Raw genomic sequence first — 17,209 nt, 5'->3', positions numbered from 1 at the left:
AAAGGCCCCGATTTGTTTCGGGGCCTTATTCGTTCGGGCCTAGTTTCAGGAAAAATACGCATTTCGCCCTCACGTAATGCGCACGGCTCCTAACGCCCCCGTGATGCACGCGCCCGTGATTGGCGAAATTGGGTCTGATTGGTCCAATCTGTTTTCACCGGACGGCAACAGCGTCGCTCGGAACCAGTTTTTGAAACCAGAGGAAATCACCAATGTCCAACACCATCAAAACCGTTGCTCTCGTTAGCGCCGTTGCAGCTTCTTTCGCCGCCCACGCAACCACTGCAGCCGCTGATGGCGCCAAGGAAAAGTGCTTCGGCGTTTCGCTGGCCGGTAAAAATGACTGCGCCGCAGGCCCAGGCACAACATGCGCCGGTACATCCAAAGTTGACTATCAGGGCAACGCCTGGACCCTTGTTAAAGCCGGGACATGCGCCGACATCGAACTGCCTGCCATGGCAGACGGCACAGCACGTATGGGGTCGCTCGAAGAGCTGGATCGCGACCTGCCAATGTCCTAAATCTCTGGTTGGGGCGGGATTTCCCGCCCCTTACCATCCCTAAAGGTTCCCAAACCTACCCCTTCTGCCCCGCAAACATCCCCGCCGCACATATCCCTGCCCAACGTCGCTGAGGCCACAATGTTCGATCATGTAAATGCCCTGCCACCCCGTCCCGGAGTTGGCTACAAACCCCAGCATTTTTCGGATATTTTGGACAATCCCGCCCCGGTCGCTTGGCTCGAAATTCACGCGGAAAACTATATGGGGCTTGGCGGGCGTCCCCTGGCGCAACTGCGTGCGCTCTCAGAAAAATTCCCGATTTCCGTGCATGGTGTCGGTCTGTCGATCGGCGGTGAAACCCGCCTTGATCCCGACCATCTTGCGCGGCTCAAACACCTGGTTGATTGGCTCAACCCAGCAAGTTTTTCAGAACATCTGGCGTGGTCGACCCATGACAGCCATTTTCTAAACGATCTGCTCCCCCTGCCCTATACGCAAGGCACAGTTGATCGGGTCTGTGATCACATTGACGAACTCCAAGAAGCGATTGGCCGGCCCATGCTGCTGGAAAACCCATCCTCGTATTTGGCGTTTGAGCAAAGCACTCTGAGTGAAACCGATTTTCTACGCGAAGTGGCCCGCCGTACGGGCTGTGGATTGCTGCTTGATGTGAACAACGTCTTTGTGTCGGCCACCAATCTTGGCTATTCTCCGCAGGGGTACATCAAAGACTATCCGCTTGACCACGTTGGGGAAATTCATCTCGGCGGTCACGATGAGGACCATGATGAACATGGTGCCCCGCTGCTGATTGACAGCCATGGTCGCGAAATTGCCGATCCCGTTTGGGCATTGCTGGATATTACGCTGGCAGCCTCTGGTCCAAAACCGTTGCTGATCGAATGGGACACGGATGTGCCCGACTGGCCTGTGCTTGCAGCCGAGGCCAATCGCGCCGAACAGGCTTTGGCAAAGGTTACCGTATAAAAGCTTCGATCAAGGGCTAGGGCATGGGCGAGAGCATGGGCTCGGCAATAGTTTGGAACCGACAACAGGCATGATGCGTTCGAGGCCAATTTGACCTTGGCCGTGTTACGCCAAAAGACACACAAAGGGCGGCGCGATGAGCACACAAACAGACTTCAGAGCCGCTTTGCTTGATGCGGCACAACCGGTTCCCGAGGGGCTCTTGGATGGCCAAGGCCGCCCTGCTGGACGCCGTTTCGCGGTGTATCGCAACAATGTTGCGGTGTCCTTGGCCGAAGCCTTGGAGACCGCGTTTCCAGCAGTGGCCAAGCTGATCGGAGCCGAAAACTTTGGAACGGCGGCAGGGATGTTCTTGCGCCAAACCCAACCGGCTTCGCCTTTGATGATGCACTATGGTGCTGGATTTCCTGAGTTTTTGGCCTCATTGGAGCCGCTGAAATCAATTGGATATCTGGCCGATGTGGCCCGGCTCGAAATCGCGCTGCGCCACAGCTACCACGAAGCCGATGCCCCGCCTCTCGACCCAAGCCGATTGCAAACGCTCAGCGAAGACGACCTCATGTCAGCGCGTTTGGTTTTGGCTCCGTCGGTGCGCATGCTTCGGTCGCGTTGGCCGGTTTTGGCGGTCTATCATTTTACGATGACAGAGGGCAGCCCAAAGCCCGAAGCCACAGCCCAAGACGTTCTCATATGTCGCCCCGACTATGACCCGACCCCGGTGTTGCTACCGCCGGGCGGGGCCGATTTTGTGGACGCTTTAGACCGGAAACGCCCCTTTGGTGAGGCGCTTGCCGCCGCTGGCGAGGGGTTTGATCTTGGGCCGACATTGTCCGTGCTGCTGTCTGGTGGCGCCTTGACTGACATTATTTTGACTTAAGGAGCCATTGCTATGGACCGTCTCATTTCTCTTCATTCTGGGGTTTTTGGCTGGGTCGAACGCGTGTTCGACGGTGTTTTGCCGCTCCTGTCGCGTCTGGCTTTTGCCGGTGTTTTGTTGGTCTATTTCTGGAAATCAGCTGTGACCAAGCTTGGCGACGGAGTCTTTGGAATCCTGTCGCCGTCAACCGGGGCCTATGCACAGATTTTCCCCAAACAGCTCGAGGCGGTGGGTTACGACAGTTCGCAGCTTGGGGTGTTTCATTGGGCTGTGGTGACCGCAGGGACATGGGCTGAATTCATTCTGCCGCTGTTGATCGTCATTGGTCTGTTCACCCGTCTGTCCGCCCTTGGGATGATCGGGTTCGTTGTGGTGCAAAGCCTGACCGACCTTTATGGGCATGGCGGCATTGAGCATGTGGAAACGCTGGGCGCTTGGTTCGACGGCGCGCCTGATTCTGTCATCCTGGACCAACGCGCCTTTTGGATGATGGTTCTGATCACCTTAGTCGTCAAAGGCGCTGGCGCATTGTCCTTGGACCGGGTCCTGCAAATGAAATTTGCAGGACAGACCGCCACCGCCTGACAATCCTGACGGTTAGGTCAAAAATGCGCCTTTGGCTCGTCGGGTTTCCCGGCGGCCAGGGCCAAAACCCCACCAAGACCCGCAAAGGCAATCGGGAACATGGTGAACACGTTGAAGCCAAACGCGTAATACATACCGCCCGCTGACAACAACAAAAGCACACCGCCCCAAAGAGCCCGCGCCTTGGCCATAGCCCCACCCGCGATGGCCAACATCGGTGACAAGACCGAAAAGACCCGAACCAATTCAGGGTTTTTGAAGGTGCCCAGCACCTCGCCTACTTCGGAATATTCCCGCACGATTTCGGTATATCCAAACCCGAAAAAGCCGACGATCATGCCGAAAACACCGGCGATTATTCCCAATGTCAGTGCCGCGTTACGCATTTAAAAGAGCCCCTTGAACAGATCGGTCCCACCCCAGCCACATATCATCCTCGGCAACGATCAAGGGCCGTTTCATCAAGGTTGGATGGGCGACAATCAAATCCAGCGGTGCGCCAGATCGTTCAGAGTCAGGCAGGTTGCGCCATGTGGTTGAGCGTGTATTGAGCAATTTTTCGCCGAAGCGCTCATAGGCCGCGTTTAGAACGTCACGCGGGACTCCGTCTTCCCTAACGTCAACAAAATCTACCTGATCCAAGGCATTACGTGCCTTTCTGCATGTATCACACGTCTTTAAGCCAAATAAGATCATGGTCACTCCTGTGCTTATTTTCTTCACATATGCGCCTGACGCCTGAAATACGAGGGAGTTTTTCTTGCTTTTTTCACGCAACCGGCGAAGCTAATTGGCGTAGCTGTCGATGATCACGCGGGCCGGACTATTTCCCGTCCCGTTTGAAAGGCGACTGTGAAACGCGGGGTCTGGCGCTTTGCCAGATCAATAAAACAGACTTGGAAAGGAGCACGGGGATCATGCCGACAGGCACCGTGAAATGGTTTAACACCACTAAAGGCTACGGCTTTATTGCGCCCGACGATGGCGGCAAAGACGTTTTTGTACATATCTCAGCAGTCGAACGCTCGGGGCTTACCGGCTTGGCTGATGATCAAAAAGTTCAGTTTGAATTGCGCGAAAACCGTGATGGTCGCGTGATGGCGTCGGACCTCGAACTCGTCTGAACGTTTTAAATGATGATGCGATAGGTAACGGGCTGTGCGCGGCCCGTTCTTTTTGTAAGTTTTGTCGGTCTGGGCACCGGCAGTTGGTCGCATTTGAAGCAATTGCGAGATGGTATTTCAGACAGAATTTTGCGGTGCTGTGTTAATCATATGTCCACACAGGCAACTTGTGAGGCATGTTATGAAAGACCATATCATACGAATCGGCATTGCGTTTGCGATCTGCGCCGTGATTGTTGGCGGCGCTCAAACCCTGCCTGCTTTGACAGAACCCACGCACTCTGTTGCTGAGATCATGAAATCCTCCAGGCAAAACAACTTCCGACCGATGCATTACTGTAACTCAGCTTTGAGCGGTGTAGATTGCAATTGCTTTGCCCAAAAAGCGGCTCAGGTTCTGGTGGACAAACGGACGCGGATTTGGGGTTGGGAATACACAAACAAGCTTGATCTGGCGATTGATCAGGGACGCAAAGCCTGTTCCTAGGGGCTGGGGGGCAAGCTGGGAGAGTTACGCCTGTTGAAGGCGCAGCGCTTCTTGTCCGGCACTCTGGATCAGCTCTTGCATATAGGGTTTTTCCAAATCGTCGCTCCGCGTCGCCGCATAGAGGCTGCGTGTCACACCGTCTTTGGTCAGCGGCCTGGTGACATAATCGGAACTGTATTTCACCTCGCGCACCACCCAATCAGGCAACACCGATATTCCGCGATTTGACGCAACCAGCAACAAAATCACAGCCGTTAATTCAACCTGCCGAATAGACGCTGGTTCAACCTTGGCAGGCGTCAAAAGCTGGCTAAAAATGTCGAGCCGGGCGCGATCAACCGGGTATGTAATCAGGGTCTGACCGCGAAAATCCTCGGCTTCGATAAAGGGTTTGTCGGCAAGAGGATGGCTTGAAGCGGCCACAAAAACCGGGCTGTAATCAAAGAGCGGTGTAAAAGTGACGCCCGGAATGTCTTCTGGATCCGAAGAAATCACCACATCGACCTCCTCTTTGAGCAATGCAGGGAGCGCATCAAATGCAAGACCGGGACGGATATCAACATCCACATCCGGCCAGCTTTTGCGGAACCCTTCGAGCACCGGAAACAGCCATTCGAAACAGGCATGGCATTCAATCGCGATATGCAAACGCCCCGAACTTCCGGCGCGTAGCCCCATGAATTCTTCTTGCAGAGCTTCGATTTGGGGCAAAATTTGATTGGCCAATCGCAAAAATCGCATCCCCGCCGCCGAGAGTTTCAACGGCTTGGAGCGACGCACAAACAGCTCAACCCCGGCTTGATCCTCAAGGCCTTTGATCTGATGGCTCAACGCAGATTGAGTAATATTGAGCTGATCTGCTGCCTTCGCGAGGCCACCACATTCATGTATGGCTTTGACCGTGCGCAGGTGGCGAAACTCGATATGCATATTTGCCTCATGTTTGTGATGAGAATTATGAATTTGCTTCACCAATGCCAAAATGCGACAAGCAACGCAAGTAAAGCGACCTCCGCCCGCCCTCGTGGCACCTAAAACAAGCACAGGACCAATTCCATGCGCCCGCAAATTTCCTTTGAGTTCTTTCCGCCCCGAAATGTTGAAGGCACCTTTCGGCTCTGGGATGCTGTTCAGGTTCTTTCGCCTTTGGACCCGCGTTTTGTGTCGGTGACGTATGGGGCCGGTGGCACAACCCGCGACCTGACCCGCGATGTTGTCGCGACCCTGCACAAGCATTCGGGCCTGCCAACGGCCGCGCATTTGACCTGTGTCGATGCCACCCGCGCCGAAACATTGGAAATTGCCCAAGGTTTTGCCGCTGCTGGTGTGTCTGATATCGTGGCGCTGCGCGGCGATCCTCCCAAAGGGGCCGACAAATTTGAGCCACACACCGATGGTTTCGCCAATTCGGTTGAGCTGATCGAAGCGCTCGCCGACACCGGTGATTTCAACATTCGCGTTGGGGCCTACCCTGATATTCACCCCGAAGCCGCCAATGCGCAGGCCGATATTGACTGGCTCAAGCGTAAATTGGATGCGGGCGCGTCCGAAGCTCTGACGCAGTTCTTCTTTGAGGCCGACACGTTCCTGCGCTTTCGCGATGCCTGCGCCAAGGCGGGTATCGACAAACAGATCATTCCCGGCATTTTGCCGATCGAAAACTGGAAAGGCGCACGCAATTTCGCCAAGCGCTGTGGCACGCATATTCCGGCATGGGTTGATGATGCCTTTGTCAAAGCCGCGCGGGATGGCCGCGAAGACCTTTTGGCAACTGCGATCTGCACAGAGCTGTGTAGCGAATTGTTGGATGAAGGCGTTGAAAACCTTCATTTCTACACGCTCAACCGCCCTGAACTAACCCGCGACGTTTGCTTTGCTCTGGGGGTCACGCCAAAGACGAAACTGGAAAATGTCGCCTGATCTAGGCGATGCCTTATGATTTAAAGCTGAACTGAATTGACGCCCCGGTCCATCAACCGGGGCGTTTGCCGTTTGAACCAGACTTAGACCGGTGCCCGCTTGGTTAGCCCAAGCTTTTCGCGCACCTCAGCGGGGCCAATCACCCTGGCCCCCATCCCTTCGATGACACCGCGCGCGCGCGTGACCAATTGGGCATTGGTCGCCAAAACCCCTTTTTCGAGCCATAGGTTATCTTCCAACCCAACCCGGACATTGCCGCCCGCCAAAACAGCCGCCGCCGCATAAGCCATTTGATTGCGCCCCAAGGCAAAGGCGCTAAAGGTCCAATCGTCCGGTACATTATTGACCATCGCCATAAAGGTGTTGAGATCATCCGGCGCGCCCCATGGAACCCCCATACAAAGCTGCACCAAGGCCGGGCTGTCAAGCACACCCTCTTTCACCAGCTCTTTGGCGAACCACAAATGCCCGGTGTCAAAGGCCTCGATCTCGGGCTTGACCCCCATGTCGGTCATCATCTTGCCCATCGCCCGCAACATGCCCGGCGTATTGGTCATGACATAATCGGCTTCGGCAAAGTTCATCGTGCCGCAATCCAACGTGCAAATCTCGGGCCGACACTCTGCAATATGCGCCACGCGCTCTTCCGCTCCGATCATGTCGGTTCCGGCTGCATTCACCGGAAGCGGCGCATTGGTGGGGCCAAAGACAATGTCACCGCCCATACCCGCCGTCAGGTTGAGCACAACATCAGTATCCGACTCGCGCACCCGATCCGTCAGCTCGCGATACAGCTTCAAATCACGCGACGGGGTGCCCGTTTCGGGGTCGCGCACATGGCAATGCACAATCGCCGCCCCGGCTTTCGCGGCCGCAATTGCACTGTCAGCGATCTGCTGGGGCGAGCGCGGAACATGTGGGCTGCGGTCTTGCGTCCCCCCCGACCCGGTCAATGCGGCGGTGATGAAAACATCTTTGTTCATGGTCAAAGGCATAACGACCTCCCTTTTTTCAATATCGCAACGCGCTGTGGGATGGTGGGTGGGGCGACGCTTGCAAAGCGAGCGGCAAACACCATCACCGCCCCTTCCAAACCGGATCGCGCTTCTCGGCAAAAGCCCTGGCCCCTTCCAGCTGATCCTCAGAGCGATACAGTGTTTCAACTGTTTCAAACTGCGATTTGGTGATCTTGTTCAGCGCGTCTTGAAATTTCATATCCTCGGCTTCGCGCACAACCTCTTTGATCGCCGCAAAGACCAAGGGGGGACCAGAGGCCAATCCATCGGCCATCTCACGCGCTTTGGCCATCAGATCGTCAGCCGGGAAAATCTGGTTGATCATCCCCCAACGCGCGGCTTCCTCAGCATCAAGCCAACGCCCGGTAAACAACATCTCCATGGCAATATGATACGGGATCCGTTTGGGAAGCTTGATGCTCGCCGCATCCGCTACTGTTCCAGACCGGATTTCCGGCAAGGCAAAACTGGCATGATCCGCAGCCAAAATAATATCGCCAGACAGCGCCAATTCCAGCCCACCACCACAGCAAATCCCGTTCACAGCCATAATCACCGGCTTGTTCAAGCCGCGCAGCTCTTGCAGACCGCCAAAACCGCCAACCCCGTAATCGCCGTCAACCGCATCGCCATCGGCAGCCGCCTTTAAATCCCAGCCGGGGCAGAAAAATTTCTCGCCCGCCGCTGTGACCAGCGCGACCCGCATGTCGGGGTCGTCGCGAAACTCGGTGAACACCTCGCCCATGATCCGACTTGTGGCCAAATCAATGGCATTGGCTTTGGGACGGTTCAACGTCACCTCAAACACGTGCCCACGCCGCTCAACATGAATCGGGCTATCCATCCATTTTCTCCAATCTGATCAAAGCATCCACCGCAACGGCCCGCTCAGGCCCGCATAACACGGGGTTGATTTCCACCTCAGCCACCGCCTCAGCATGGGCCATAACAAAATCTTGCACAGCCAAGACCGCCGCCACAATCGCCGTCTCCCGCGCAGCCTGTGCGCCCCGGTATCCAGCGATCAGCGGGGCCAGCCGCAGTTGTCCCAGCCCCGCCAAAATGTCAGCCTCACTCACCGGCAGCAGCATCGACACGCTGTCTTGCAAGACCTCGGTCAAAACCCCGCCGGCCCCCAAGGTCAAAACAAAGCCATGCGCCGGATCACACAGAACCCCGATCAACAACTCAACAACAGCCTCCGGGATCATCTGCTCAACCAAATAGCCCTCGGCCTGCATGTTTTGTGCCGCCGACGCCACGTCTTCGGCGCGCTCCAACGCCAAACACACAGCCCCAGCATCGGTCTTATGGGCAATTCCCTCCCCTTTGAGAGCAACAGGAAACCCTAACTTCACGGCCGCTTGCGCAGCGTCTTGTGCCGATGACACCCGCTTTAGCACCGGAACATCAAGCCCGAATCGCGCCAGCGCCCGCTTTGCAGCGCCTTCGGGCACCACGCGCGGCCCGTCCTCTGGTTCATACAGGTCTGGGAAAACTGTTTCTGGCGATGCGGGCCGCGCCCGATCCTGCGCAAACGGCAACAATACGGGTGCCGCTGTTTCACGCGCCGCACGCGCAGTGCCAAGCCAAACCGCGACGTCCAACGCGTCCAGCCCCTCAGTGACCCCACTTAGTGGCACAACACCTTTTGACATCAAGTCCTGCGCCATCTGCTCGGGCATCGTCTCTGGCAAACTTGCCAATACGGCCATTGGCTTACCTGTCCGTTTCGAGGTTTCCACAACCGCTTGCGTGACAATGTCCCACTCTTGGACAGCGCAACGATCTGGCCGGGGTACGTCCAGAACAACGATGCCAAGAGCCAAATCACTTTGCGCCATCATCCCCGAAAAGCATCGCAAAAGCGCATCGTGATCGCCCCAAATATAGGTGTGGTAATCCAATGGGTTCGCCAAGGCGACCTTGCCCCCCAACGCGTCTCGCAGGGCACCAGTTTGCACCGATGTCAGCGCGGGAAACCTTAGGTTGGTGCCCAAAACGCTATCGGCCATCAGGCTCGCTTCGCCCCCCGAACAGGACATTGACGCAATCCCACCATGGGGCAGCGGCCCGATGGTATGCAGGAGCTTCAAAACCTCCAACAGGGACGCCAAAGATGTGACTTGGGCGATTCCGAGCCGGTCCAAAAGCGCACGCGCGCCCGCATCCGATCCCGCCAAAGAGGCGGTATGCGAAATCGCCGCTGCGCTGGCCTGCTCTGACGCGCCGACTTTGATGGCAACGATGCTCTTGCCCAGTTCACGCGCCTTGGCGGCCAAAGCTTCGAAACCGCGAATGTCGGAGATGCCTTCGATATGCAGCCCCAATGCTGTCACCCGCTCATCCTCCAACACCGCCATGCCAAATTCGGCCAGATCGGTCTGGGCTTGATTTCCCACCGTGCCAAGATAGGCAATCGGCAAGCCGCGCCTTTGCATGGTCAGGTTCAAAGCAATGTTTGAGCTTTGGGTCAGGATCGCCACGCCGCTCTTGACGCGGGTCATACCATGCTGGTCCGGCCACAGCGCCGCTCCATCTAACGCGTTGATAAAGCCATAACAATTTGGACCGAGCAACCGCATTTCACCCGCACAGTCCAACAGCGCCTTTTGCAAGTCCGGCCCATCTGCAAGCTCGGCCTGTGCCTCTTGAAACCCGGATGCGAAACAGACCGCACCGCCCGCGCCGCGCCGGGCAAGATGCCGGATGGCCTCGACAGTCACCTCACGATTGACGCCGACAAATGCTGCGTCCGGTGTGGCGGGAAGGTCTTCGATTGACTTGAAAGTCGGCAAACCGCCGAGCGTGTCCCGCTTGGGATGTACCGGCCAAATCTCGCCTTCAAAGCCAATTTTGCGACTTTCACGAATGACATTCTCGCACCAGCTGCCGCCGCCGATCACGGCCATGCTGCGCGGCTGCAGCAGGCGTTTCAGGTTATCCGTCATAAACGCCGCCCCCTATCCCGCGCCCCTCAGGCACGGTTCACGCCCCCAACGGGCGAAACAGATCGCGACTGATGATGTGACGCTGGATTTCCGACGTTCCATCCCAGATTCGCTCAACCCGCGCGTCGCGCCAAAAGCGTTCAATCGGGAAGTCATCCATCAGCCCCATACCGCCGAAAATTTGCAAGGTCGTGTCGGTGACCCGCGCCAACATCTCGGATGCATACAATTTTGCAGAGGCGATTTCGCGGTTTGCCGGTAATCCTTGGTCCAAACGCCAAGCCCCTGATAACGTGAGCCAATCAGCAGCATCGATTTCAGTAATCATATCCGCAACCTGAAAACTGACGCCCTGAAACTTGGCAATCGCCTGGCCAAATTGTTTGCGCTCGGCGGCATAGGCAACCGCATGATCAAAACACCGGCGGGCCCGGCCGACACAAAAGGCCGCAACGGTCAGGCGCGTGGCATATAGCCATTCATTCATCACCTCAAAACCACCATCAACCTGCCCCAAAACCTGTGCGTCAGGCAGGCGGCAATCATCAAAGGTCAGAATGTAATTTTTGTAACCTTTATGACTAACGGACTGGTACCCGTCGCGCACCTCAAACCCTGGATGCCCGCGATCAACCAGAAAACAGGTGATGCGTTTCTTGGGCCCCTTGGGGGTATCGTCGACACCGGTCGCGATGAAAACAATAAAGAAATCAGCGTGTTCCGCACCAGAGATAAAGTGTTTTGAGCCGTTGATCACCCAATCGCCACCGTCCCGCTGCGCCTGACATTTCATGCCTCGGACATCCGAGCCAGCGTCTGGTTCGGTCATTGCCAGCGCGTCCATGCGCTCTCCTCGCACCGCAGGAAGCAGATACTTTTCACGCTGCTCGGCGTTGCAGGCCATCAAGATATTTTGCGGACGACCAAAGAAATGCGTCAACGCCATCGAGCCACGCCCGAGCTCCCGCTCAACCAATGTGAAATCCACATGGCTCAGGCCCGCGCCGCCAACCTCTTGGGGGAAATTGCAGGCGTAGAAGCCGAGATCAAGGCACTTTTGTTTGATCTCCATGCCCAGTTCATGGGGCACTTGGCCGGTCCGCTCCACCTCGGCTTCATGCGGATAAATCTCATTCTCCACAAAACTGCGGACGGTTGAGACGATCATTTCTTGCTCTTCCGACAGACCAAAATGCATGGGGCGCTCCTCGTGTTGCCCCCAAAAGGTAACTTTGGCTCGCCTGTTTTTATCCTGCGTGATACGGCGGTGATCATGCACAAGTCGAATCTTGCTCCCAAAACGCGCCAAGTTGGGGTGCTTCTTTTCCCTGACTTCTCCAATCACGCGCTTGCTAATGCCGTCGAACCGCTGCGCGCCGCCAATTTTTTGGCGCGCCAAACCCTGTATGAGTGGCAGTTTTTGGGGATCACCAAGGAGGTCGTGAACTCCTCAAGCGCCTTGCCGGTGACGCCCGATGGAACCCTGTCGCAACATCCGGGCGGTGATTTGTTGATTGTGATGCCAAGCTATGGGTTTCAGGATCAGGGATCGCCGCAGACTTTGCGGGCTTTGCGGGCCGCCAAATCGCGCTTTGACCAAATCGCCGGGCTTGATATGGGATCGTGGCTGTTGGCGCAGGCAGGGCTTTTGGATGGGCAGCGGGCAACAATCCATTGGGATGAATTCGTGCAATTTTCCGAACGGTTCCCAGAGGTCGACGTTACAGAAGATCGTTATATTGCAACAGGTTCTATCCTGTCTTGTGGCGGGGCAAGCACAACAATGGAATTGATGCTGGATCTCATCGGACAACATCATGGCACCATGTTGCGCCTTGAGGTGGCCGCGCTCTTTATGCATGGCGAACGCGACCCAACCGAAATCGTGCCGCTACGCATGGGCGACAATCAGGTGGTTCAGGCGGCGGTGGCCATCATGCGGCGCACCACCGAAGCCCCGCTTCCGCTTGACGCAATCGCCAAACGATTGGGGTTGGGATTGCGGGCGATGGAAAAGCATTTTCTAAGCGCAACAGGGCAAAACCCGCGCAGTGTTTACCTGTCGTTGCGGCTTGGAGTGGCGCGGCGCATGGTCGAACAGACCCGGCTGTCGGTGACCGAAATTGCGACCCGTTGCGGATACGAGGACCCAAGCGCTTTGACACGTGCTTTTAAGCGCGAGTTTGGCATGACGCCGCGCGACATACGCAAGGGGCTAGCCTAGACGGTTTCGTCTTCAACCTCTTGATAAAACTGTCTGATCTGTTGTTTTAGGATGCTCAGATGGTTGCGCAGCTCGGCCTGAAACGCCGCCGCATCGCGGGCCCGGAGCGCGGCCATGATCGCCTGATGTTGCGCAAATACCCGATCTTGGTTACGCCCGGCCCGCGACCCCAAAAACCGCGCCCGCCAGAGCCGCGACAACAAGGATCGGTGGGTTTCAGCCAGCGGAATGTTGTGCGAGGCACGCACAATCGAGACGTGAAATTCCATGTCGATTTCAAACAGGTCAATTTCGTCAATCGATTCGGCTTCGGCCTCCATTCGCGCTTGGATGGCCGCGATCTGTTCGATCTCTTCGTCGCTCGCCTTGGCGCAGGCCAATTCGCCCGATAGCAACTCAAGTGCGCGCACCAAATCCATGCAATCCGAGATTTCTTTCCAGGATGGATCGGCGACAATCGGGCTGCGTGACGGCCGTAAAACCACCAGACCTTCGTTGGCCAATTGACGGATCGCTTCGCGCATCGGGGTTCGGCTCACCCCCATTTCAGCAGCGTTGTCGCGTTCCTTGATCGGAGACCCCGGAGCCAGATCGCCACGCAGAATCGCACGTCTCAGACGGTTGGAAATATGCTCAAATCGGTTTTCTTCGGCCATTGTTCCCCTGCCCCACTCAGCCCCAGTTCTGGCCCCGCTCTGGCCCTGTTCTGGCCCCCGCTCAGCCTCACACTTAGGCCCCCGCTCAGGTCCTTGCTCAAGTCCTTACTCAGGCCATTTTGGCTTCAGCCCTTGTTCTGAGCTTCGGTCCAAAAGTCGAGTGCAAAATTTGGTATACCAAAATCTGTTGATTGTCGACCACGCTTTCGCTAGCGTGAGGCGCAGATGGTATACCATCTAATCAAAGGGCAGTTTATTTTGCCTTAAAAACAAAGGTGACTGGAGGAGAGTCGCCTCGGGGAGGAAAGAATGACACTTAAGAAAACGATTCTAAATACGGTTGCGGCCACCGCATTGACCGTAGCAGGCGGCGCGGCCATGGCGGCTGATGTGACCTTGCGGATCCAAACACATTACGCGCCAGAAACCGTATCTGGTCAGCTCGCTCAGCAATTCGCCGACGATGTTGAACTGATGTCGAACGGCTCAATTGATATCGAGATGTTCTTCTCGTCTTCGGTTGTGGCGTCGGTTGAAACCTTTGACGCGGCGGCCAACGGCATTCTGGACTGCGACATGACTGGTGGCGGTTATCAGACCGGTAAAAACCCCGCGTTCCAGTTTGTGGGCGACATCATGGGTGGCTACGACACGCCCTACCAACAGCTGAGCTGGCTGTATCACGGTGGCGGTTACGACGCGGCACAAGAACTCTATAACGGCTTTGGCATGCAGCTTGTGGGCTGGTGGGTTTACGGTCAGGAATCACTGGCATCATCCAAGCCAATCGACGGCCCTGCCGCCTTCAAAGACTGGAAATTCCGTTCGCCTCCCGGCATGGAAACCAAAATCTTTGAAAAGCTGGGCGCCAAGCCGATCGTGATGGATTTCACCGAAATCTTTACCGCGCTTGAAACCGGCATCATCGACGGTGCGGATGCGTCTGGCCTCGCAAACAACGTTGGTCTGGGTCTCTATGATCTGGTCAAGCACGCCAACTATCCCGGCTTCCACTCCATGCCTTCGGATCACCTGGCCTGTAACAAGATGGTTTGGGATGGTCTGAGCGACAGCCATCGCGCCATCATGGACACCGCGATGCAAAAGCTGGCGCTGCAAACTGCGCTGACCTTTGAAAAGAAAAACGCCGAAGCCGCGGCTCAGCTGCGCGCCGATGGTGTGACGCTTCACGCGTGGTCTGATGAAGACCTGCAGTCTTTCCGTGACGCTGCTCAGGCCACATGGCCCGAATTTGCCACCACAGACGAAGCGAAAGCGCTGGTTGCCAGCCACCTTGGTTACTTGACCCAGCTTGGTCTCGTTTCCGAATAAGCCCTTGGGCTGACTGACTGCCCGGCGCGAAGCCCACCTTCGCGCCGGGATCAGTTTTCCTGTCATTCAAGGAAACACACTTATGTCCTCACCTTCTGTCTGGCTCGGCTCTGCCCGCCAGCCCGTGCGATTACTGATGATCGGATTTGGTGCCGCCACCGCCCTGCTGGTTGGCGGCCTTGCTTTCTCAAATGCCTTTTTGGGAAGCGAAATCGGCATGCATCAGATGTTGCGTCCCGAAGGCCGGTTGATCGTTTATATCACGCTCGCCGCCGTTCTTGGTGCCGTGTTCTTTGCCTCGGTCTATCTGTCCGACACGGTTGGCGCCATTGAATCTGAACCCTCGGGCTTCTTTGACATTGTCTCATTGATCTGTGCGCGCCTCTCTATGATTGCCCTGCCCTTGATCGTGGTCGTGATGTTTTACGAAGTCATCTCGCGCTATGTCTTTGCCTCAGGCACGCTTTGGGCCAATGAATTGTCGCTTTGGCTTGCTGGCTTTTTGTTTTTGTTGGCAGGGCTTTACGCCATGCAGCAACGCAGCCACATCCGCATCTATATCATCTATGATATGATGCCGCGATGGATGCAAAAACTGTCTGATTGCATTTCGGTCTTTTTGATCTGGGTCTTTACGATCTGCCTGTTCTGGGGCGGATACAACGAGGCCAAGGCAAAATTCCTGCGGATGGAAACCTTTGGCACGGCCTGGGATCCGCCCATTCCTGCAACCATCAAGCCTGCGATCATTTTCATGATCATTCTTGTGGCCATCCAAGCCTTGTCAAATCTGATTTCAGATTGGAACAAAGCCCCTGAACATCACTCTCCTGCGGATGAAATTGACGAGACAGAAATCGAAAATATTCGCCGTACGTTAGACTTATCCGAGGAGGATAAATAATGGTTGATGTAGGCACACTCAGCCTAATCATTCTGCTCGGCATGTTTGCATTGCTGGCAATCGGCATGCCGCTTGGCTTTGCCTCAGCGTTTCTGGCGGTGGCGACTCTGCTGCTGAAATTTGGGCCTGACCTGATGTTTGGCCGCTTTGGCATGGGGCCGTTTAACGTGCTTGGGCAGGCGGTTTACCGACAGATGACCAATTACGTCCTCATATCGGTGCCGCTCTTCATATTTATGGCCGCGCTACTGGAACGCTCCGGTATCGCGCGGGATATGTATAGCTCGCTCAACGTTTGGATGAGCCGGATGCGTGGCGGTATTGCGATTGTGACCTCTATCATGGCGGTCATCATGGCGGCGATGTCGGGCATTATCGGCGGCGAAGTGGTTCTGCTCGGCCTCATCGCTCTGCCCCAGATGCTACGTCTTGGGTACAACCAGAACCTTGCCATCGGAACGATCTGCGCCAGCGGCTCATTGGGAACAATGATCCCGCCCTCAATCGTCCTGATCTTTTACGGGTTGGTGACGGAGACCTCGATCAAGGCGCTGTTCACAGCCTCCTTCTTGCCCGGGTTTATGTTGGCGTCTTTCTTTATCGTCTACATCATCATCCGCACACAGATGGACCCCGATCAGGCCCCCTTGCCACCCGAAGAACCGGGTGCCCCGGCAGGGCGTGAAAAGGGTTTGATGTTCCTTGGCTTCCTCGCACGGTTTGGCATGTGGGTCACCGGCGCTATCTTTCTGCGTGCTCTGTTCTTTACCGTCACAGGTGAAAACAAGATCACCGAAGGCGTCGATCCGATCCCGCTTGGCATGGTGTCAAACATCCCATGGATCATAGGCGCATTTGTGCTCTGTGCCGCGGTGGTCTTTGTCATTGTGGGGCGTGAGCGCACTGCTACGGGCTGGGAAATGGGCAAAGGCCTGATCGCGCCCACCGTGGTGATCGGCGTTGTTTTGGGGAGCATCTATGGTGGCATCACCGGAATCACCGAGGCCGCAGGCATGGGTGTTGTTGCGGTGTTTGTCATCGGGTTGATCCGGCGTGAAATGACGTTCGATATTGTTTGGGACGCGGTGATGCGGACCATCAAATCGACCGGCACCATTATTTGGGTCACCATTGGTGCGGCGGCTCTTGCGGCGGCTTATACTTTGGCTGGCGGACCGACCTTTGTGGCCAATATGATCGTTGGGGCAGACATGCCGACAATGGGAATTATTTTGGTGATGATGGTGGTGTTTTTGATCATGGGGATGTTCATGGACTGGGTTGGCATTGTGTTGCTGATCATGCCTGTGTTCCTGCCCATCGTTGTCAAATTGCCCCCCGAAGAGATTGGTTTCCTGGGCTCGGTTGATCCCAAATTTATCCCGATCTGGTTCGGTGTGGTCTTCTGTATGAACATGCAGGTGTCCTTCTTGTCGCCTCCCTTTGGTCCTGCGGCTTTCTATCTAAAATCCGTTGCTCCGGCGCATATTTCCCTGACGGACATCTTCAAAGGGTTCCTGCCCTTCATTGCGCTGCAATTGATGGCCCTCTCGGTTCTGCTGATCTGGCCTCCCATTGTGACGATATTCCTGTAAACTCAAAGAACGCGGCCAAAACACTGGCCGCGTTCTTTCCCAAGATTT

Annotated in this window: 19 protein-coding genes; 11 read left to right on the top strand and 8 right to left on the bottom strand. The window is 56.0% G+C overall.

From position 1 onward, the window contains the following. Window positions 1-212: 212 nt before the first annotated feature. From ACRBB0_RS12115 to ACRBB0_RS12100, 4 genes are all read left to right on the top strand, one after another. Window positions 213-521 carry a BufA1 family periplasmic bufferin-type metallophore gene (locus tag ACRBB0_RS12115; RefSeq protein ID WP_431374696.1) on the top strand — a complete coding sequence of 103 codons (309 nt, stop codon included), beginning with the start codon at window positions 213-215 and terminating at the stop codon, window positions 519-521. A gap of 120 nt (window positions 522-641) precedes the next feature. Next, window positions 642-1,490 carry an MNIO family bufferin maturase gene (bufB, locus tag ACRBB0_RS12110; RefSeq protein ID WP_431374695.1) on the top strand — a complete coding sequence of 283 codons (849 nt, stop codon included), beginning with the start codon at window positions 642-644 and terminating at the stop codon, window positions 1,488-1,490. A 136-nt stretch (window positions 1,491-1,626) separates the two neighbouring features. Beyond that, complete coding sequence (locus ACRBB0_RS12105; protein WP_431374694.1) at window positions 1,627-2,367, top strand: HvfC/BufC family peptide modification chaperone; 741 nt, start codon at window positions 1,627-1,629, stop codon at window positions 2,365-2,367. A 12-nt stretch (window positions 2,368-2,379) separates the two neighbouring features. After that, window positions 2,380-2,952, top strand: a complete 573-nt coding sequence (locus ACRBB0_RS12100) for a DoxX family protein (protein ID WP_431374693.1) — start codon at window positions 2,380-2,382, stop codon at window positions 2,950-2,952. Between the two features lie 17 nt (window positions 2,953-2,969). On the opposite strand, the gene ACRBB0_RS12095 is transcribed toward ACRBB0_RS12100, so the two are convergent. Both ACRBB0_RS12095 and ACRBB0_RS12090 read right to left on the bottom strand, forming a co-directional pair. Continuing rightward, window positions 2,970-3,338 carry a hypothetical protein gene (locus tag ACRBB0_RS12095; protein ID WP_431374692.1) on the bottom strand — a complete coding sequence of 123 codons (369 nt, stop codon included), beginning with the start codon at window positions 3,336-3,338 and terminating at the stop codon, window positions 2,970-2,972. Continuing rightward, complete coding sequence (locus tag ACRBB0_RS12090; protein WP_431374691.1) at window positions 3,331-3,648, bottom strand: ArsC/Spx/MgsR family protein; 318 nt, start codon at window positions 3,646-3,648, stop codon at window positions 3,331-3,333. The genes ACRBB0_RS12095 and ACRBB0_RS12090 overlap by 8 nt, the downstream gene beginning before the upstream one ends. Before the next feature lie 221 nt (window positions 3,649-3,869). Here ACRBB0_RS12090 and ACRBB0_RS12085 point away from each other — a divergent pair, with 221 nt between their 5' ends. After that, window positions 3,870-4,076, top strand: coding sequence for a cold-shock protein (locus ACRBB0_RS12085; RefSeq protein ID WP_431374690.1), 207 nt, complete (start codon window positions 3,870-3,872; stop codon window positions 4,074-4,076). A 181-nt stretch (window positions 4,077-4,257) separates the two neighbouring features. Then, window positions 4,258-4,563: a hypothetical protein gene (locus ACRBB0_RS12080; RefSeq protein ID WP_431374689.1), complete on the top strand. Its 306-nt coding sequence runs from the start codon at window positions 4,258-4,260 to the stop codon at window positions 4,561-4,563. 24 nt (window positions 4,564-4,587) lie between these two features. On the opposite strand, the gene ACRBB0_RS12075 is transcribed toward ACRBB0_RS12080, so the two are convergent. Beyond that, window positions 4,588-5,493, bottom strand: a complete 906-nt coding sequence (locus ACRBB0_RS12075; RefSeq protein WP_431374688.1) for a LysR family transcriptional regulator — start codon at window positions 5,491-5,493, stop codon at window positions 4,588-4,590. Between the two features lie 126 nt (window positions 5,494-5,619). Here ACRBB0_RS12075 and metF point away from each other — a divergent pair, with 126 nt between their 5' ends. Further along, the gene (metF, locus tag ACRBB0_RS12070; protein WP_431374687.1) at window positions 5,620-6,483 is read left to right on the top strand and encodes a methylenetetrahydrofolate reductase [NAD(P)H]; all 864 of its coding nucleotides are present in this window, start codon (window positions 5,620-5,622) and stop codon (window positions 6,481-6,483) included. Window positions 6,484-6,566: 83 nt separating this feature from the next. On the opposite strand, the gene ACRBB0_RS12065 is transcribed toward metF, so the two are convergent. The 4 genes from ACRBB0_RS12065 to ACRBB0_RS12050 all read right to left on the bottom strand — a co-directional run bounded on the left by ACRBB0_RS12065 (window position 6,567) and on the right by ACRBB0_RS12050 (window position 11,648). Beyond that, window positions 6,567-7,478 carry a 3-keto-5-aminohexanoate cleavage protein gene (locus ACRBB0_RS12065; RefSeq protein WP_431374686.1) on the bottom strand — a complete coding sequence of 304 codons (912 nt, stop codon included), beginning with the start codon at window positions 7,476-7,478 and terminating at the stop codon, window positions 6,567-6,569. Window positions 7,479-7,560: 82 nt separating this feature from the next. Then, window positions 7,561-8,343, bottom strand: coding sequence for a carnitinyl-CoA dehydratase (locus ACRBB0_RS12060; RefSeq protein ID WP_431374685.1), 783 nt, complete (start codon window positions 8,341-8,343; stop codon window positions 7,561-7,563). Beyond that, complete coding sequence (locus ACRBB0_RS12055) at window positions 8,336-10,450, bottom strand: acetate--CoA ligase family protein (protein WP_431374684.1); 2,115 nt, start codon at window positions 10,448-10,450, stop codon at window positions 8,336-8,338. Before ACRBB0_RS12055 ends, ACRBB0_RS12060 begins: the two co-directional genes overlap by 8 nt. Window positions 10,451-10,487: 37 nt before the next feature. After that, window positions 10,488-11,648, bottom strand: coding sequence for an acyl-CoA dehydrogenase family protein (locus ACRBB0_RS12050; RefSeq protein ID WP_431374683.1), 1,161 nt, complete (start codon window positions 11,646-11,648; stop codon window positions 10,488-10,490). Window positions 11,649-11,660: 12 nt separating this feature from the next. Between ACRBB0_RS12050 and ACRBB0_RS12045 the strand changes: the two genes are divergently transcribed. Continuing rightward, window positions 11,661-12,674 carry a GlxA family transcriptional regulator gene (locus ACRBB0_RS12045; RefSeq protein ID WP_431374682.1) on the top strand — a complete coding sequence of 338 codons (1,014 nt, stop codon included), beginning with the start codon at window positions 11,661-11,663 and terminating at the stop codon, window positions 12,672-12,674. Here ACRBB0_RS12045 and ACRBB0_RS12040 read toward each other — a convergent pair. Beyond that, window positions 12,671-13,330, bottom strand: a complete 660-nt coding sequence (locus tag ACRBB0_RS12040) for a GntR family transcriptional regulator (RefSeq protein WP_431374681.1) — start codon at window positions 13,328-13,330, stop codon at window positions 12,671-12,673. The two genes, ACRBB0_RS12045 and ACRBB0_RS12040, sit on opposite strands and share 4 nt — an antisense overlap. Before the next feature lie 309 nt (window positions 13,331-13,639). Between ACRBB0_RS12040 and ACRBB0_RS12035 the strand changes: the two genes are divergently transcribed. From ACRBB0_RS12035 to ACRBB0_RS12025, 3 genes are all read left to right on the top strand, one after another. Beyond that, window positions 13,640-14,662, top strand: a complete 1,023-nt coding sequence (locus ACRBB0_RS12035) for a TRAP transporter substrate-binding protein (protein WP_431374680.1) — start codon at window positions 13,640-13,642, stop codon at window positions 14,660-14,662. An 82-nt stretch (window positions 14,663-14,744) separates the two neighbouring features. Then, window positions 14,745-15,566, top strand: a complete 822-nt coding sequence (locus ACRBB0_RS12030) for a TRAP transporter small permease subunit (RefSeq protein WP_431374679.1) — start codon at window positions 14,745-14,747, stop codon at window positions 15,564-15,566. Continuing rightward, window positions 15,566-17,161, top strand: a complete 1,596-nt coding sequence (locus tag ACRBB0_RS12025) for a TRAP transporter large permease (RefSeq protein ID WP_431374678.1) — start codon at window positions 15,566-15,568, stop codon at window positions 17,159-17,161. Before ACRBB0_RS12030 ends, ACRBB0_RS12025 begins: the two co-directional genes overlap by 1 nt. Window positions 17,162-17,209: the final 48 nt, after the last annotated feature.

Source organism: Pelagimonas sp., assembly GCF_050633425.1.
Classification (GTDB): Bacteria; Pseudomonadota; Alphaproteobacteria; order Rhodobacterales; family Rhodobacteraceae; genus Pelagimonas.
The sequence above is the reverse complement of the archived record's forward strand: the minus strand, read 5'-3'. Positions and strand labels throughout refer to the sequence as shown.

What these genes read in the sequence shown, in the direction of transcription:
- ACRBB0_RS12035 (WP_431374680.1), top strand. Translation starts at nt 13,640, where the DNA reads ATGACACTTAAGAAAACGATTCTAAATACGGTTGCGGCCACCGCATTG.
- ACRBB0_RS12095 (WP_431374692.1), bottom strand. Translation starts at nt 3,338, where the DNA reads ATGCGTAACGCGGCACTGACATTGGGAATAATCGCCGGTGTTTTCGGC.
- bufB (WP_431374695.1), top strand. Translation starts at nt 642, where the DNA reads ATGTTCGATCATGTAAATGCCCTGCCACCCCGTCCCGGAGTTGGCTAC.
- ACRBB0_RS12100 (WP_431374693.1), top strand. Translation starts at nt 2,380, where the DNA reads ATGGACCGTCTCATTTCTCTTCATTCTGGGGTTTTTGGCTGGGTCGAA.
- ACRBB0_RS12105 (WP_431374694.1), top strand. Translation starts at nt 1,627, where the DNA reads ATGAGCACACAAACAGACTTCAGAGCCGCTTTGCTTGATGCGGCACAA.
- metF (WP_431374687.1), top strand. Translation starts at nt 5,620, where the DNA reads ATGCGCCCGCAAATTTCCTTTGAGTTCTTTCCGCCCCGAAATGTTGAA.
- ACRBB0_RS12030 (WP_431374679.1), top strand. Translation starts at nt 14,745, where the DNA reads ATGTCCTCACCTTCTGTCTGGCTCGGCTCTGCCCGCCAGCCCGTGCGA.
- ACRBB0_RS12050 (WP_431374683.1), bottom strand. Translation starts at nt 11,648, where the DNA reads ATGCATTTTGGTCTGTCGGAAGAGCAAGAAATGATCGTCTCAACCGTC.
- ACRBB0_RS12075 (WP_431374688.1), bottom strand. Translation starts at nt 5,493, where the DNA reads ATGCATATCGAGTTTCGCCACCTGCGCACGGTCAAAGCCATACATGAA.
- ACRBB0_RS12085 (WP_431374690.1), top strand. Translation starts at nt 3,870, where the DNA reads ATGCCGACAGGCACCGTGAAATGGTTTAACACCACTAAAGGCTACGGC.
- ACRBB0_RS12025 (WP_431374678.1), top strand. Translation starts at nt 15,566, where the DNA reads ATGGTTGATGTAGGCACACTCAGCCTAATCATTCTGCTCGGCATGTTT.
- ACRBB0_RS12115 (WP_431374696.1), top strand. Translation starts at nt 213, where the DNA reads ATGTCCAACACCATCAAAACCGTTGCTCTCGTTAGCGCCGTTGCAGCT.
- ACRBB0_RS12040 (WP_431374681.1), bottom strand. Translation starts at nt 13,330, where the DNA reads ATGGCCGAAGAAAACCGATTTGAGCATATTTCCAACCGTCTGAGACGT.
- ACRBB0_RS12065 (WP_431374686.1), bottom strand. Translation starts at nt 7,478, where the DNA reads ATGCCTTTGACCATGAACAAAGATGTTTTCATCACCGCCGCATTGACC.
- ACRBB0_RS12090 (WP_431374691.1), bottom strand. Translation starts at nt 3,648, where the DNA reads ATGATCTTATTTGGCTTAAAGACGTGTGATACATGCAGAAAGGCACGT.
- ACRBB0_RS12080 (WP_431374689.1), top strand. Translation starts at nt 4,258, where the DNA reads ATGAAAGACCATATCATACGAATCGGCATTGCGTTTGCGATCTGCGCC.
- ACRBB0_RS12060 (WP_431374685.1), bottom strand. Translation starts at nt 8,343, where the DNA reads ATGGATAGCCCGATTCATGTTGAGCGGCGTGGGCACGTGTTTGAGGTG.
- ACRBB0_RS12055 (WP_431374684.1), bottom strand. Translation starts at nt 10,450, where the DNA reads ATGACGGATAACCTGAAACGCCTGCTGCAGCCGCGCAGCATGGCCGTG.